The following is a 15,303-nucleotide window of genomic DNA, read 5'->3' on the forward strand; positions in this document are numbered from 1 at the left end:
GCACATCGGGTTTACAGTAATTTGATCGATTCAAAAAAGCCCAAGATAGCAATCAGCACTATCTTGTTCTATCTCTTCTCCCATCCAGACTTTAACTGTCGGTCACAGATTCTCACTGTGTCAACCGCATGAACAATCACGCGGGTCACGGACTTTGGGACACGTTGTCCCATCACCGTCGGTCGGGAATTTCACCCTGCCCCGAAGATTAATTATTTAACCCTTTCAGAGTAGCACCCAAAACCATTCCTGTCAATGAAAAAAGCACGTGTGCGCACACGTGTTTTTTTATGCGGCTTTAAACGCCACGAAAACGTTGAATTTTGAAAAAATCTAATAAGAACGTTAAAATTGGTAACCCAATCACAAGACCCCAAACACCAAAGAGCTTTTCCATGATAATCAAATTCAATAAGATCACCAAGATGGGCATATGCGTCCGATGTGACATAAAATGTGGGTGCAAGAAGTAAGATTCCAAAAAGTGAATCACTGCCACCGCAATGAGGATGACAATCACCGTATGCCAATTACCGATAATAAAGGCGGTAATCGTTAACGGTACTAACGACACCAACACACCGACAACTGGAATCAAACCTAAAATGAAAATCATGATGGTAAAGCCTAGTAAATATGGGAACTGTAAAAAGGCTAACACCGCCACCATTACGGCGGTATTAATCACACAAATCAACAGTTGAACTTCAAATAAACGGCCCAAAATGATAATAAAGCGGTGCAAAATAATATAAAATTCACCAAAAAACTTTTTGTATGGACTGTGCAAAAAATGGAGCGACCAATTTCTTAACTGCGGATAAGTAATACAGAAAATAAAACTAAATAGTAACGCTAAAATCAATTCATAGATAATATGACCCAATTGATTGATTTGCGACAGCGCCTTCGTTAAGATTTGTTCGGTACTAAATGAATTTGTATATTGATGAAAATTTTTATAAACTTCTTTTAAAATCCCATGGGATCGCCAACTGGGATCCGTTGCGAGGACAATCATGCTTTTGACTTGATGAATGAGCGTATTGGCCCCATGATCAATCGCCCAAATCAGGAAGCCAACAAAAACGATATAAACTAAACTAATGGCAATCCCACGGGAAAGCTTGAAAATGCGTTGGACACGCTTACCAGCATTTAAGGCTAAATACGAAAAAATTGTCGTCAATAACAGCAAAGACATAAACTGTCTGAGCAAGAAAATGAGGACCACAATGGCCAGTAAAACAAAATAGCGATAAAATCGTCTATTCTTAACGGTTGCAAAAACGTTCATAGGGGCCTCTTTTCTTCAGTGACAGGTGCATTAATTATTGGGCAATTTTTCGTTGCTTGCAGTATTGAATTCTGGATATTGGTCATCCGCAGAGCCAACTTGTGCCAACTGGTATGACGTGACATCACTACCAAATTCTTCACCAGTTGTTGCCGGTGATAACCCAAGGGCTGAGCGCACCGTATCCGTTACGGCTTGCCGTTGTGCCGTCGTTACCCGTTGATAAGACACACCTTGATACATTTGGCCTTCACCTTGGACAGTATAAGAGTTAATGTGCTTCGTTGCAGCCATGTAGTTTGATCCCAATGCTAACATATCCCCTAATTTAAGATTTGAGGCAATGTTTTTCGTTGTGGCATTAATGAAATCTGTGTTCAAAATCGTTGTCGGATTCGTTTTGACTTTGTTCATGATCGCTTCAAGTAAAATCCGTTGACGTTGGGTACGACCGTAGTCACCCTTTGGATCTTGATAACGCATCCGTGAGAATGCTAAAGCGGCTTTGCCATCCATCTTCTTATAATGCTTAAAATGTTCACCGTCGGCGGCATAATAATAATCACTCTTTCCTTCGGTAAAACGATAAAGGTCATTACCTGTTTCGTGTGCCGTTTCTTGACTAAAGTCGAAAGTCAAAGGTGATACTGCTTGAATCCCACCAAGTCGATCCACTACATCGCCAAGCCCACTCATATTCACCATGGCAAAATAATTAATTGGGATATTAAACATTTTTTGAATCGTCGTAATGGTCGTGCTCACGCCATCACCCAAAGTCGCTTCTTCATCAGCCGTTTCTCTGAAAGCGTACGCCGCATTGAGTTTTTGTGGGAAACTTTCTTCAAACCCGTCAATGGATGTCATAATATCTCGTGGCAACGAAATCATGGTCGTAGTCTCTTTTTCAGGATTAACCGTCACTAACATCAGTGAGTCTGTCAAACCCGAACGATCACGATTTGCGCCAAAACCACCCGTCGTTCCCGTATCGGTTCCCAACACCAAAAAAGAAATCGGCTTCTTATCTTTAATTAATTGACTCGACATTTTTTCAGATTTAAGGCCTGTTGCCGAGTATGAATGGTCAATTGATTGTTTCAACTTGCTCGCATAGAAGGTACCTAAACCGATACCGACCAATGCCAGTACACTCAAAACCAATAACGCAATACGCCAACCCTTTTTACGCTTTGGTTGATGCAGGTCAGCCCTGTGACGATCAAGGCGCGAAGCTGACCCGTCAAGTGGCAATTCTGTCTTGTTGTTGTCAGACATATTGTCATTCCTTTAATGATATTATTTTTTTGCTACATTACCTAATTTAACACAAAAAATAGTAAAAGAAAAATAAATTTATCAGATTAAAATACCGGGAAAATCGACTGATTCCCAATCGATTTTCCCGGTAATGATACCACTACTCGTTGTCCTTCAAAATGTTTTTCACTTCAATCTGGGTTAACTTCTGACGATTGGCAGTCGCAATAAAGAGCGGTACGATTTCTTCTACCACATCACTAAACTCCAACCCATAAAAGTTACTTGAACTCACCGTATGTGATTGTAACCAAACACGACCACCGATTAGGAAGCGATCCCAAGCGTGAATGTTGGGTAAATTCAAGAGATCAGCGTAGTATTGGGTAGCCACAACATACTTAAAATCACCAACATTCCCATGTTTATTCATGGCATATTTAGGAAATTGTGGCTTTAATACATTTTGTTTAATCAACTCATTGGCCACCTGTTTTAGATAAACCGGAATCTGCGGTTCCACTTTAAAACCAAGATTAAATGTCACATGGACGATATTATCCGTTCCCAACATATCAACCGCATAACTCTTACCATAAGGATCACTTGATTCCTTAACCGTCACAAACCAATAAATCGTCGCGCGTTTTGGCCGTGAGCCAAGAATTGAATAGATCATTGACCGCTTTAGCATATAATTTTGATGCATATGCGCAATGTAGACCAAATTCGTCGCAAAAATTGGTTCGTCGTCATCCTTTGACAGGTTGATGAGTTGCTTACGATAATCCTTCAATGACACATAATCATCTTGCTTTGAAATGGCTTCCCGTCGCTTATTACCATAATACCAGACCACCATCACCAGCAAAATAGCGAGCATAATAATCAAGGTTACATAGCCACCGTGGATAAACTTCGCCAGACTGGCAATTAAGAAAACAAATTCAATGAAACCAAATAGTATTAAGAAACCATACGCCAAAACTTTTTGGCCTTGTAATTTAATAAATTCAAACAATAAGACTGTCGTCATTAACATCGTGACTGTAATGGCCAGCCCATAGGCGGCTTCCATATTATGTGATGTTTGAAAACTCCAAACCACAATCAGCCCCACCGCACAAAGCAACCAATTTACCATGCCAATATACATTTGCCCACGAACATTACTTGGATAAAAAATACGTAGACGTGGCATAACCTTCAAGTTAATCGCTTCACTGACTAAGGTATAAGCGCCCGAAATCAAAGCTTGTGAGGCAATGATAGAGGCCAGTGTTGCTAGGATAACACCAACAAAGCGCCAGTGACCCGGCAAAATTTCAAAGAATGGATTGGCGGATTGGGCCAAAAGATCAGGGCGTTGACTATTTGACATAATCCAAGCACCTTGCCCCATATAATTCAACACCAGCATACTATAGACAAACGGCCAACTGATATAGATATTCCGCTTACCCACGTGTCCCATATCCGAGTATAGCGCTTCCGCACCCGTTGTCGCCAAGAAGACACTCCCGAGAATAAAAATCCCCGTCTTGTTTTCCGGATTAAAGAGAATTTGAATCGCATATACTGGTGACAAGGCTTTCAAGATCGACAGATCAGAGAAAATATTAATGAGACCAAATACCCCAATAAACAAAAACCAAACGAGCATCACCGGACCAAAAATATTCCCAATTTTTTTGGTCCCCGCTTTTTGGAACGTAAAAATCACAAGTAATAGTACGCTGACAACACCGATCACCACGGTCTGATTATCTGGGAATAAAAAGGTCCCAATTTGTTGATCTTTTAACCCTTCAATGGCAGTCGTTACCGTTACCGCAGGCGTTAGCGTCCCGTCCGCTAGGAGCGCTGCCCCACCAATCAACGCAGGAATCAACAACCACTTTTTATTCGTTTCACGTACCCGACTATATAACGCAAAAATACCACCTTCACCGTGATTATCTGCTCGCAGTGCAATCAGGACGTATTTGACAGTTGTAATCAACATCAGTGTCCAAAAAACCAACGACACGGAACCCAGCACAAATTCTTGAATTTGTGCCACACTACGCGCACTGTTGAGAATCGAATTCATCGTATAGAGGGGTGATGTCCCAATATCGCCATAAACAATTCCCAACGCAACTAATGCACCAGCTGAAACCCATTTTGGGGCCTTAACAATAGACATTTTGTTCTACCTCATTTGTTGTATTAATTCTGTATGGCGATAATTATCTCACAAACCAAGCAAAATGCCCACATTTTTTTACGCTCAAACAGCACATAAAAAGCATCTTTCGATTTTAAAAGATGCTTGCAATCACTATTAGGCCAATAGTTTTTCGATTTCAGGGATCATCGCTTCTGGTGATGTTGCGGGTGAAAAGCGCTTCACGACATGCCCTTCTTGATCAACCAAAAACTTCGTAAAATTCCACTTAATACGTTGACCCAAGACGTTTTTGGCATGATCTTTAAGATACGCAAAGAGCGGTGCTGTCTGTTGCCCATTCACTGCAATCAATTGATGCATCGGAAAAGACACGCCATAGGTTAAACGACAAGCGGCCGCAGCTTCCTCAGCTGATCCCAATTCTTGCTTAAATTGGTTCGATGGAAAGCCCAACACTACCAAACCTTGCGACTGATAGGTTTGATAAAGGGCTTCCAATGCTTCAAATTGCGGCGCATAGCCACACTTTGTTGCCGTATTGACAATAATCATTGGCTGACCAGCAAAGTCCCCGAGTGAATACGTCTCACCGTCTTCTTTTACGGCATTAAATTGATAAATATTATCAGTCATCGGTTCCTCCAATGCTGCACAACGGCCTAGTCTTCGTCTGCTAAGTTCACTAAAATTTTTGCCTGGGACTTATCGGTTGTCAATGACTCAAAGCCATCGGTGACAATGTTATCCAACGCAATCATATCAGTAATCACTGGCGCCACATCGATTAACCCTTGGCTCACCAAATCAACGGTTTGTTGGAAAGTCTCTTTTGAATAAGCAATCGTTGTCGTCAACTTAACCCCAGCGTTCATTAATTGCATCGGATCAAAACTAATTGGTTTAGCAAAGATTGACACAATCACCATGGTACCGCGTGGGCGTGTGGCACCCATTTCCAAAGCTTTTTCGAGTCGAACTGCTGATAAATCAACAGCCACAATTTTAGTCGCCCCTGCTGCCTTAGCCGCTGCGGCAACCAAAACACCAATTGGTCCGGCCCCAAAGATGACCACTTTTTCACCAAAGCGCAGACCACCTTCTTTAACGGCTTGTACGGCTACGGCAGTTGGTTCAATCGTCGCGCAGCTAAGGTAAGCGGAAAGTCCTGTGGTAAATGGTACAAGTTAGCTTCTGGGACATTCACATGGGTAGTAAAGCCCCCATCTGTACTCAAACCAATAAAACTATACCCATCATACACATCAACATCATCTGCGACTTCACCCTTAGTGACAGTTGGATTAACTGACACATGATCCCCAACTCTAAAGCCAGTCACATCAGCGCCAACCTGTTCAACCACCCCAGAAAATTCATGTCCCATGGTTAGCGGTGCCTGACCACCTGTCAAACCATCTGGTTGTTCAACCGGAATAAAGACAGGCCCCTCCAAATATTCATGTAAATCACTGCCGCAAATACCCGCATAGGCAACACGAATCACAACTTCATTTGCCTTTAACGGTTTTAACGTCACGTCCTCAACACGTACATCCTTTACACCATGCCATACAGCTGCTTTCATGTTCCTGGTCCTTTGCTTGCGTTAACTTATGTTCAGCATCTTTGGCCCCATTATAGCACTTACTGAAAGCGATAACACAAATTTAATATTACGATTCATACAACAATTATTGGCCAACAAAAAAAGTCGTGACCTCACGGCCGCGACTTTTTCAAATTTAAAATTATGACACAAACTTATCAGCAAATGTGACAAATTGTTGCGCGGCATCAGCCAAGAAGGCCTTTGTATCCGCATTTGTAATTTGACCTGATTCGTCAGCCAATGTGCCAACATTACCGATGTAAAGTTCTGGTTGTTGCAAAGTTGGCATGTCTAAGAAGACCAATGTTTGGCGCAACACGTGATGTGCCAATACGCCAGCAATCCCAGAGATTGATTGTGAGGCAACCAAAGCTGGCTTCCCAGCCCAAACATTTTGACCCCAAGGACGTGAAGCGACGTCCAACGCGTTTTTCAATGCTGCTGGAATACTACGGTTGTGTTCTGGTGTCACAAAAATGAAGGCATCTTGTGCCAAAACGTCATTTCGGAAACGTGTGTAAGCTTCTGGTGAAGCCGCGTCGAAATCTTGGTTATATAATGGTAAATCCGCAATATTAAGGTAAGTAACCTCTGCATCAGCTGGCAAACCAGCAACAAGTGCATCCGAAACACCCTTTGAATATGAATTTTCCCGAATTGAACCAACAATAACACCATACTTAGTCATATGAATTCTCCTATCTTCTTACTATTTATAAGTATAAAGGAAAAACCAATAATTGCAAGTTTTATCTCTAAAGGTGGCTATCAACGGTAACATTTTAACGTAAGAAACGAATTAAGATACCACCAAGAATCAAGACAATGGCGCCACCCATCCGGTTACCCATCTGGGCAAACGCAATCATTTCCATGCGATTGGCAGCTGACAAAACGGCCACGTTTCCAGTACCACCCATACTATTGTCAGCCATGCCCGCTGCAATTGCCGCTTCAACAGGATACAAGCCAAATAATTGCCCGATTAACGCACTCGCTAATCCCATCACCACCACACTAGTCAAAACTAACAACACAAACTGCCAAGTCAATGAATGCGCTAACACGTTCAAATCAATCAAGGCTAACCCAATACCGGCCAGCACGGCATGCGTTAAATTCCCCATGATCACTTGATTAAACATCACAACTGAATCTTCTAATGGCTTGGGTACCCAATTAAAGGCTTTAAAAATAATCACTAAAATAATAACAAACGCGTAGGTATGCACTTTTGGTACGAAATCATTCAAGATTGTGCCGACCAAGAAAAATGAAAAGGCAAGCATCATCCCCACACCGATGCGTGTTGCATCAAGATTGGTCACAGGCTGTGATTTTTCAGCTGCTGTAATCGGAATTAGCACGCCATGCCCATCATATTTGGTATTGGCACCGACTTTGGCAATCAAGGCTGCCCCAATGACTGCCATGACATTGCCTAACGTCACGGCTGGAATTAATTCAGAAAACATGACCCCAGCATTCGTCCCTAATCCTTGCGCATAAATATGTGATAGTGGAACGGCACCAGCACCAATACCACCAGCCATCATCGGCATCGACACAAACATTACCGCATGACCAAAACCAACGCCAAGCAGCCAGCCGACGATACCAACAGCAAAGAAACCAAGTACCATTGCTGCTAGCGATACTGGAATAAACCGCACAGCTGCCTTTAACAACAAATGACGATTCATACCCAGGATTGAGCCGACAATTAACGCGGCAATATAAAAATCCAGTAAGCCGTTTTCATTCATAAAGGTTTTGGTTGCCGTGACCACATCAGCTGGTATCCAACCCAGTGCCGCTAACGCTGCGGCTGCAAAAATGGTAAAGACCGACCCACCACCCAAGTAAGATTTAACGATCGGTAAGTGATTACCAATATAGTAGAAAAAGTGACCCAGCAAGACTAACATCAACGTTAAGCCCAACATATTAAGCGGCAACTTATGCAACGCAATGGTCAACGCTAAAATGACCATCATGGTGAGGTAAAGCGGTAAATTAACGCCACTAACCTGTGTTGCCCGTATTTTTTGCATCATAATTTTATTATCTATCCCGCTTAATATTCTGCCGACCACTTCGCATCTTTAACAGCCTGTTTTGCGTCAGCAATTGGTTCACGATTCAAACCTTGATCCAAGACACTTTGAGCGGTCACTTCAGCAATTTTTTGTGAAAACGCCGTCAAATGAGAAACCGGTGGCAATACTGCAGCCCCTGCTTCTTGCGCATCAACTAAGCCACCAAGCGCATGAATCGCCGCCGAAATAGTTTCCTGCGTTAACAATTTTGCCGTTGATGCAATCAACCCAAAGCCTAAACCAGGATAAATCAAAGCATTATTCCCTTGTCCGATTTTGTAAGTCACCTCTTTATAAGTCACATCAGCAGCCGGAATACCCGTTGCAATCAAAGCCTGACCATCGGTCCATTGAATGATATCTTCAGCAGTTGCTTCGGCCAGTTTGGTTGGATTTGACAAGGGGAAAATAATTGGACGTGGTGTATGTGCGGCCATTTCCTTCACAATCTCTTCGGTAAAGGTTCCCGGTTGTGTTGACGTCCCAATCAAAACTGTTGGATGAATCGTTTTCACAACATCCGCCAAGTTTGTCAACGTATCAGCATTGTTAAATTCGGCACGTGAACGGGTGAATGGTTTTTGGGTGGCCGTTAAGTCTGGTGTATCTTCAAATAACAACCCTTGCTTATCGACCAAGTAGAACTGTTGGCGGGCTTCGTCAGCAGTCAAGCCAGCACGCTGCAATTCCGTGAATATTTGATTGACTATTCCCATGCCAGCTGTCCCAGCGCCAAAGGTAACGAAGGTTTGATCAACGAGTTTTCCCTTAGAAATGTTCAAAGCCCCGAAGATACCAGCTAAAACGATCATCCCAGTCCCTTGGATATCATCATTAAAGGTTGCGATTTTATCTTTGTATTTATCTAAGATGACTTGGGCATTTCCCCGACCAAAATCTTCCCAATGCAACAATGATTCAGGGAACAAAGCTTGTTCAGCAGTCACAAATTGATCAATGAACGCCAGATAGTCCTTACCAGCAACCCGTGGGTGCCGGTTACCCAGGTAACGTGGGTTGTCGAGCAAAGTTTGATTATTGGTTCCTGCATCAATACTGATTGCCAAAACACTGGCTGGGTCAATACCAGCCGCTGCGGTATAAACCATCAACTTACCAACCGCGATATCAACCCCGTTGACACCCCAATCACCCATGCCAAGAATGCCTTCAGCATCAGTCACGACAACCAACTTAATATCACGACCAGCTGCGGCATTTAGCAAGGATTGCTGAATGTCTTCTGGTCGGTCAACTGACAAAAAGGCAGCATTTTGTGGATTAGTAAAAATGTCATTATATTGTTCAATGGCATCAGCTACGACTGGATCATAGACAATTGGCATAAATTCAGCGACATGTTGGTCCATCAAATGATAAAACAGCGTGACATTTTCATTAAATAAGTTCATCAAGAAAATACGCTTTTCAAGTGGCGCATCTTTTGATTGAAATTGCTGATAGGCTTGTGCGGCTTGCTCATCGATTGTTTGTACTTGACTTGGCAAAGTCCCAATCAGACCAAGCGTGCGACGTTCTTCTTGTGTAAAAGCCGTCCCTTTGTTCAGAAATGGATTACGCAGTACCTCATATCCTGTGGTTGTCATGTTTAAATCCTCCAAATGTTTGTTTATCATTTAACAACTGCCTTGACTATACAGGTCGCCATCGTTTATAGTCAAACAAGCACGTCGTCATAAATAAAATTTATGATGTTAATCAAAACATTGATATTTAGGGGTTTAAACATGCAAATTAACGATTTAAAATATTATGATGCGTTATATCATGAAAAAAGTTTTACAAAAGTGGCTAAAAAATTCAAAGTAAGTCAGCCATCCATTAGCAGTGCCATCAAACGGCTTGAATCATACTTTCAAGCCAAGTTAGTGATTCGCGGACATGCGACCGCAGATCTTAAATTTACGCCAGCCGGCGAACAACTCTACCAACATGCGGCCTCTATTTTAAATGAACTCGATAGCGCCCACCAAGAAATTACCCATTTGCAATCACGCACGACAACAATTGGACTGCCCCCGATTCTCAAACATGCTTATTTTGCCAAAATCGTGTTAGCCACCAAGGCTTTTGATCGCCAATATAATATTGACCATATGCATATTTATGAAGCTGGCTCTAACGGATTAACCCAATCGTTGATTAATGGCGATATTGATTTAGCCTTACTTGGTTCTTTAGGTCAAGCCACTAATGACAAACTCCAAGTTTTTCCATTTGCCACAGCCCCGTTCTATATTTATATGGCCAAAACGAATCCGTTAGCCCAACAGCAAACTGGTATTTATTTTAAAGATTTAAAAAACCAACTATTTGTCTCATTTGATGCGAGTTTTATTCACGTCCAAGCGATGAAGCAACTGGCCAAAAACGCTGGCATTCGCCCCAAAACGTTCTTAAAAACCAATGATGTCTCCTTTCTCATGAGCTTAGTAGCCGAAAACATCGGGGTCGCCTTACTAACCAATATCGTAACCCCAACCGATCCAAATATTGTCGCCATCCCCTTACTTGATGACAATCAACCAACTTTTAGTGCCAATGTGGCCTTTCGGAAAAATCATAATTTAACGACTGAGGAAACTTTACTCATCCGGATTTTATCCCAACAAACCTAAGCCAAATCCCATCGTGATTAGCAACCCGTAGCCCTGACAAATCAGGTATAATGAGTGAATATCGAACTCTAGAAAGCAAAAAAATGATCACAGTAGTCAAAAGAATTTATACCGATAAAACGTTTTTGGTCACGTTGGGCTTAGCCATCGTTGCCCTTATTTTCGGCCAAGTGTCGCCGAAAGATATTGATAGTCACACCATTGTGGCACTGCTGGCGTTGCTTGTTATTGTCACCATTTACGGCCAACTCCATGTCTTGACTTACATCGCTAACACCATTGTGGCGAAATGTCGCACAACTCGAGATATCATTGGGGTAATGCTCCTCTTTTCATTTGTTGGCTCGATGTTTTTTACCAATGATGTGGCCATTTTAACGCTCGTGCCTATCTTTTTTAAGATCAGTCAACAACTCAATCTCAAAAAAATTGTGCCGATTAGTTTATTAACGATCTATGCCAATTTAGGCAGTGCGTTGACGCCGTTTGGTAACCCACAAAACCTCTATTTAGTCTCGTATTATCATCTCAGCTTACCGCACTTTATGACCTTATCACTACCAATCGGTGTGCTTGGTTTTCTAAGCTTAGTTGTCGTCACCTTGTTCTTTCCGGCACGACCAATTCCAGCCATGACGACAACAGTCCCACCCATTGATCGGCGCAAAGTCAGCTGGCTGTTAGTCGCTACGGTGATCGTATTACTTGGTATCTTGTCGGTCTTACCCATTTGGCTAGCCGTCGTGGTCAGTTTATTAGCCGCTGGTCTGTTAGATCGCCAAGTTCTCGTCAAAGTAGACTACGGCATTTTGTTCATGTTCATCAATTTTTTCATCATTGTCGGGGCCATTAGTCGCTTACCAGCCATTCACCACCTCTTATCATTCACAACCGACACAACGCTCAAAACATTTTTTGCTGGCGTCATCAGTAGCCAAGTGATTAGTAATGTGCCAGCTGCGGTATTACTCTCTAAGTTCACAACACACGTGACTGGTTTGTATCTAGGCGTCACCGTTGGTGGTTTAGGAACGCTCATTGCCTCACTGGCCAATTTACTCGCTTTACGTCAATATCAACTATTTGACCGTGATCACTCAAGTTATCATTTTTTCAAAACATTTACTTGGCTCAACGTCGTCTATTTAGTTATTTTTATGGTCATTGGCAGCTCAATTTGCCTCTGGCTCACCTAAAAAAGCAACCAAATGCGATTTGGTTGCTTTTTTGTTAAGCGGTTTGTGACTTTTTTAACCACATATATTGGCCATAAAACGAATTAATTAACATCATGATTTGCAACGCGAGCATCGACGTTGCCCCAGCAGATGGATCTGCTTGCAAGGCTCTGGTCCAGATAATCACGTTAATGACGTCTAATACAATCCAAGCAATCCACTGCGAGCGATACCCATAGGTCATCAAGACTTGCCCAATGATGCCAAGCGGTAATAGTGTCGCATCAAGGTAAATTTGGGCACCGTGCAGCGAATGACTAATGCCTAAAACAATCCCATAAATCACAAAGGTCATGATGAGATACAATACGGCATTTTTGGCTGATAGTTTTTTGGCTTGCACCGTATTGTCGCGCCCTTTATTTTGATGCCAAACCGAGATACCGACAAACTGCATCACAAAATAAAAAGATTGCGACGCAATATCACCGATTAGATGATTATTTAAAGCAACAATTAACCACACCGCACAACCAAGGACACCCCAGCTGTAATTTGTTAAGCGTCCCTGATCCACTAAAATCAGATTCATGACCGTCGCGATACCAGTTATTAAGCTAATCCAACCAATAAAACCAAAGTTTTGACCTAAAATAAACACGACAACCGTTGCGCTTAGCATTAACCCCATCATGATGCGTGAGGTTTTGGTTAATGCTGTCAGATCACGTATATTCTCGCGTAAACTGAAGGTGTACCGGAGTTGTTTTGGCAACGCCTGGAGACCAAATTTAATGTTGGTCCAACGGGCAGCAGCCGAGTTTGTTAAGGCATTCATTGACATGTTAAGTTCTCCTATTGTTTTTGAGTAGCCGTGTCGGGAAGCAACGCTACGTTGTGTCTGGGCAAGTATTCTCGGTTATTGGCCGGTCTATGGGGCATGCATTATCATCCGCTAAACTCCTTCTAGTTATTTGTGATATATCACACATTATTGCTTGCCTTATTATAGCGCATCAGCCTCACTAATAAAAGTTAAATTGAATTTTATTATGATGGCCTCATTACATCACAAAAAAACCAATCATTCAACATGATTGGTTGCTCGTTTATTTTAAAATATTGTGCACGGTGGTTTGTAGTGCTGGCACAACGTCCTGTAAAAACCACGGATTCTTTTTCAACCAAATATTATTCCGTGGTGACGGATGGACAATCGGGAAATAGCGTGGCAAATAATGCACATAATTTTTAACGGTTGCTGTGATAGTATCCTTTGGTGACAAGTCGAGATAATAGCGTTGGGCATAAGCACCAATTAAAATCATCAGTTCAACATCAGGCATTTGCGCCAAAAGACGTGGATGCCATTTCTCAGCTATTCCGGCACGCGGTGGCTTATCCCCCGACTTGCCCTTACCTGGGAAATAAAAATCCATCGGAATGACACCGAACAAACCAGAATCATAAAAGGTCGTTTCATCAACGCCTAACCACTCACGCAAGCGGTCCCCAGAGGCATCATGCCACATAATGCCACTATCTTGCACTTTTCGGCTCGGTGCTTGGCCAATAATGACAATTTTGGCCGTTGCTGGTGCCGAAAAAATAGGTTGCCAACCCTTTTGGGTAAAAGCCGCATTTTCCGGATCCGCCATAATTTCTTCTAAAATTGACATACTACTTGTTATCCCCCCTAGAAATAAGTTCAGTATAACATCAATTTTTGACTCTGTCACATCTGCCTTTAATGCCCTAATGTCCAGCCCCCATCAATCGGCAAAACCGCACCATTAATGTAATCAGCCTGTGGACTGGTTAAATATAACGTCAAATCAGCGACTTCTTGCGCGGCAGCCCAACGACGGGCAGGCGTTTGGGCTACGACTTGTTTGGCCATCGCTCCCTCACCAGCAAAATCAGCCGCGTTCATCGGCGTCGCAATCGCCCCTGGGGCAATGGCATTAACATGTAACCCTTGCGGTGCATAATCAAAGGCGAGCTGCTTGGTATAACCAATAATGGCATGCTTACTCGTGGTATAAGCGGCCCCGCCACCACCAGCCGAAAAACCTGCAATCGAGGCCATATTAACGATATGGCCATAGCCACGCGCCAGCATCGCCGGTAATACGGCATTACTTAAAATAAACATTGGCGTTAGATTCGTGTCGAGTACGCGCTGCCATTCTGCCAAATTAGTGGCCAACGACGGCTGATAGTCATCGAGCACACCAGCCGTGTTGAGTAAAATATCAAAATCAACACGATTAGTCAGGTCAGTCGCTAGCGCGGTTAAGGCATCATGGTCCCGTAAATCAATTTGATAAGTTTGTAAACGCGGATGCACCAGCGAAATAGGTTGAAAGTCCAACGCATAGACGTTCGCCCCTGCAGCCAAATAAGTCTCAAGTTGCGAAAAACCGATGCCTGAAGCGGCACCGGTTACTAAAATATGCTTGTTTTGATAATCTTGTTCAATCATTATTTACTCAAATCCACAATTTTACTCAACGCGTAAATGACAACACCACCAATAATCAGTGAGGCCAATTCACCTGGTACTAAACTCACATAATACGCCAGCCATTGCGCCATCAGACCACCTTTAGCCCCTGACGGGAAGGCACCACTAGCACCAATATTAAAGGCAAAAGTAAATTCGGCCGCCAAAATCGCCATCCCCAACGTCGATACGACAACGGTACTGATAATAATTTTGATTAAGGCACTAGTAACACGTCGTGCCAAAAGATACGTCACCCCAGTCATAATCACGGTCCCCAGTGTCCCAAATACCCAGTCAATCCAACCAAGTGGTGAGACCAAGTTTGCAATAAAGACCCCAATCCCTAATGCCACCACATAGCGCTTGTTCCAAGCGGCCAAATGATTAAGCCCTTCCGAAGCGCGTAATTGGACTGGTCCAAAAGCAATCGGTTGAATCACGAACGTAATTGCTGCGTAAATCGCTGCTACTACCGCAATTAGGGTGATGTTATGCGCCTGACGGCCGTTAGTTGTTGTTAAATTTTTTTGCATGATGGC

13 protein-coding genes, 1 pseudogene and 1 riboswitch are annotated in these 15,303 nt (G+C 42.8%); of the genes and pseudogenes, 2 read left to right on the top strand and 12 right to left on the bottom strand.

Features of this window, described 5'->3' with window-relative positions; translation table 11 throughout:
• Window positions 1-68: 68 nt before the first annotated feature.
• Window positions 69-213: riboswitch (FMN riboswitch) on the bottom strand.
• An 85-nt stretch (window positions 214-298) separates the two neighbouring features.
• From IE039_RS03795 to IE039_RS03830, 8 genes and pseudogenes are all read right to left on the bottom strand, one after another.
• A complete protein-coding gene (locus IE039_RS03795) occupies window positions 299-1,297 on the bottom strand; it encodes an AI-2E family transporter (protein WP_010004939.1) in 999 nt (332 codons plus the stop codon).
• Between the two features lie 30 nt (window positions 1,298-1,327).
• Window positions 1,328-2,575 (bottom strand): LCP family protein, encoded by a 1,248-nt coding sequence (locus IE039_RS03800; protein ID WP_189428751.1) that lies wholly within the window; start codon window positions 2,573-2,575, stop codon window positions 1,328-1,330.
• 142 nt (window positions 2,576-2,717) lie between these two features.
• A complete protein-coding gene (locus tag IE039_RS03805) occupies window positions 2,718-4,745 on the bottom strand; it encodes a KUP/HAK/KT family potassium transporter (RefSeq protein ID WP_189428752.1) in 2,028 nt (675 codons plus the stop codon).
• Between the two features lie 138 nt (window positions 4,746-4,883).
• Window positions 4,884-5,363 carry a glutathione peroxidase gene (locus tag IE039_RS03810; protein WP_010004943.1) on the bottom strand — a complete coding sequence of 160 codons (480 nt, stop codon included), beginning with the start codon at window positions 5,361-5,363 and terminating at the stop codon, window positions 4,884-4,886.
• Window positions 5,364-5,389: 26 nt separating this feature from the next.
• Window positions 5,390-6,315, bottom strand: a pseudogene (locus IE039_RS03815) (2,3-butanediol dehydrogenase).
• Between the two features lie 163 nt (window positions 6,316-6,478).
• Window positions 6,479-7,027, bottom strand: a complete 549-nt coding sequence (locus IE039_RS03820) for an NADPH-dependent FMN reductase (RefSeq protein ID WP_189428753.1) — start codon at window positions 7,025-7,027, stop codon at window positions 6,479-6,481.
• Between the two features lie 94 nt (window positions 7,028-7,121).
• Window positions 7,122-8,393, bottom strand: a complete 1,272-nt coding sequence (locus tag IE039_RS03825) for a 2-hydroxycarboxylate transporter family protein (RefSeq protein ID WP_189428768.1) — start codon at window positions 8,391-8,393, stop codon at window positions 7,122-7,124.
• Between the two features lie 23 nt (window positions 8,394-8,416).
• Window positions 8,417-10,045, bottom strand: coding sequence for a malolactic enzyme (locus IE039_RS03830; protein ID WP_189428754.1), 1,629 nt, complete (start codon window positions 10,043-10,045; stop codon window positions 8,417-8,419).
• A 141-nt stretch (window positions 10,046-10,186) separates the two neighbouring features.
• Here IE039_RS03830 and IE039_RS03835 point away from each other — a divergent pair, with 141 nt between their 5' ends.
• Window positions 10,187-11,077: a LysR family transcriptional regulator gene (locus tag IE039_RS03835; RefSeq protein WP_010006009.1), complete on the top strand. Its 891-nt coding sequence runs from the start codon at window positions 10,187-10,189 to the stop codon at window positions 11,075-11,077.
• Window positions 11,078-11,160: 83 nt separating this feature from the next.
• The gene (locus IE039_RS03840; protein ID WP_189428755.1) at window positions 11,161-12,273 is read left to right on the top strand and encodes an SLC13 family permease; all 1,113 of its coding nucleotides are present in this window, start codon (window positions 11,161-11,163) and stop codon (window positions 12,271-12,273) included.
• 34 nt (window positions 12,274-12,307) lie between these two features.
• Here the strand turns inward: IE039_RS03840 and pnuC are convergent, their stop codons facing one another.
• The 4 genes from pnuC to IE039_RS03860 all read right to left on the bottom strand — a co-directional run bounded on the left by pnuC (window position 12,308) and on the right by IE039_RS03860 (window position 15,297).
• Complete coding sequence (pnuC, locus tag IE039_RS03845) at window positions 12,308-13,093, bottom strand: nicotinamide riboside transporter PnuC (protein ID WP_189428769.1); 786 nt, start codon at window positions 13,091-13,093, stop codon at window positions 12,308-12,310.
• 271 nt (window positions 13,094-13,364) lie between these two features.
• Complete coding sequence (locus tag IE039_RS03850; RefSeq protein WP_010004498.1) at window positions 13,365-13,934, bottom strand: uracil-DNA glycosylase family protein; 570 nt, start codon at window positions 13,932-13,934, stop codon at window positions 13,365-13,367.
• A 68-nt stretch (window positions 13,935-14,002) separates the two neighbouring features.
• Window positions 14,003-14,740: a 3-oxoacyl-ACP reductase gene (locus IE039_RS03855; protein WP_010004499.1), complete on the bottom strand. Its 738-nt coding sequence runs from the start codon at window positions 14,738-14,740 to the stop codon at window positions 14,003-14,005.
• Window positions 14,740-15,297, bottom strand: a complete 558-nt coding sequence (locus tag IE039_RS03860) for a QueT transporter family protein (RefSeq protein ID WP_010004500.1) — start codon at window positions 15,295-15,297, stop codon at window positions 14,740-14,742. The genes IE039_RS03855 and IE039_RS03860 overlap by 1 nt, the downstream gene beginning before the upstream one ends.
• Between the last annotated feature and the right edge of the window lie 6 nt (window positions 15,298-15,303).

Origin of the sequence: Leuconostoc lactis KCTC 3528 = DSM 20202 (assembly GCF_014651235.1) — a bacterium.
GTDB classification, from domain to species: Bacteria; Bacillota; Bacilli; order Lactobacillales; family Lactobacillaceae; genus Leuconostoc; species Leuconostoc lactis.

Excerpts from the sequence above, each read along its gene's own strand:
- IE039_RS03795 (WP_010004939.1), bottom strand. The coding sequence starts at position 1,297 with ATGAACGTTTTTGCAACCGTTAAGAATAGACGATTTTATCGCTATTTT.
- IE039_RS03800 (WP_189428751.1), bottom strand. The coding sequence starts at position 2,575 with ATGTCTGACAACAACAAGACAGAATTGCCACTTGACGGGTCAGCTTCG.
- IE039_RS03805 (WP_189428752.1), bottom strand. The coding sequence starts at position 4,745 with ATGTCTATTGTTAAGGCCCCAAAATGGGTTTCAGCTGGTGCATTAGTT.
- IE039_RS03810 (WP_010004943.1), bottom strand. The coding sequence starts at position 5,363 with ATGACTGATAATATTTATCAATTTAATGCCGTAAAAGAAGACGGTGAG.
- IE039_RS03820 (WP_189428753.1), bottom strand. The coding sequence starts at position 7,027 with ATGACTAAGTATGGTGTTATTGTTGGTTCAATTCGGGAAAATTCATAT.
- IE039_RS03825 (WP_189428768.1), bottom strand. The coding sequence starts at position 8,393 with ATGCAAAAAATACGGGCAACACAGGTTAGTGGCGTTAATTTACCGCTT.
- IE039_RS03830 (WP_189428754.1), bottom strand. The coding sequence starts at position 10,045 with ATGACAACCACAGGATATGAGGTACTGCGTAATCCATTTCTGAACAAA.
- IE039_RS03835 (WP_010006009.1), top strand. The coding sequence starts at position 10,187 with ATGCAAATTAACGATTTAAAATATTATGATGCGTTATATCATGAAAAA.
- IE039_RS03840 (WP_189428755.1), top strand. The coding sequence starts at position 11,161 with ATGATCACAGTAGTCAAAAGAATTTATACCGATAAAACGTTTTTGGTC.
- pnuC (WP_189428769.1), bottom strand. The coding sequence starts at position 13,093 with ATGAATGCCTTAACAAACTCGGCTGCTGCCCGTTGGACCAACATTAAA.
- IE039_RS03850 (WP_010004498.1), bottom strand. The coding sequence starts at position 13,934 with ATGTCAATTTTAGAAGAAATTATGGCGGATCCGGAAAATGCGGCTTTT.
- IE039_RS03855 (WP_010004499.1), bottom strand. The coding sequence starts at position 14,740 with ATGATTGAACAAGATTATCAAAACAAGCATATTTTAGTAACCGGTGCC.
- IE039_RS03860 (WP_010004500.1), bottom strand. The coding sequence starts at position 15,297 with ATGCAAAAAAATTTAACAACAACTAACGGCCGTCAGGCGCATAACATC.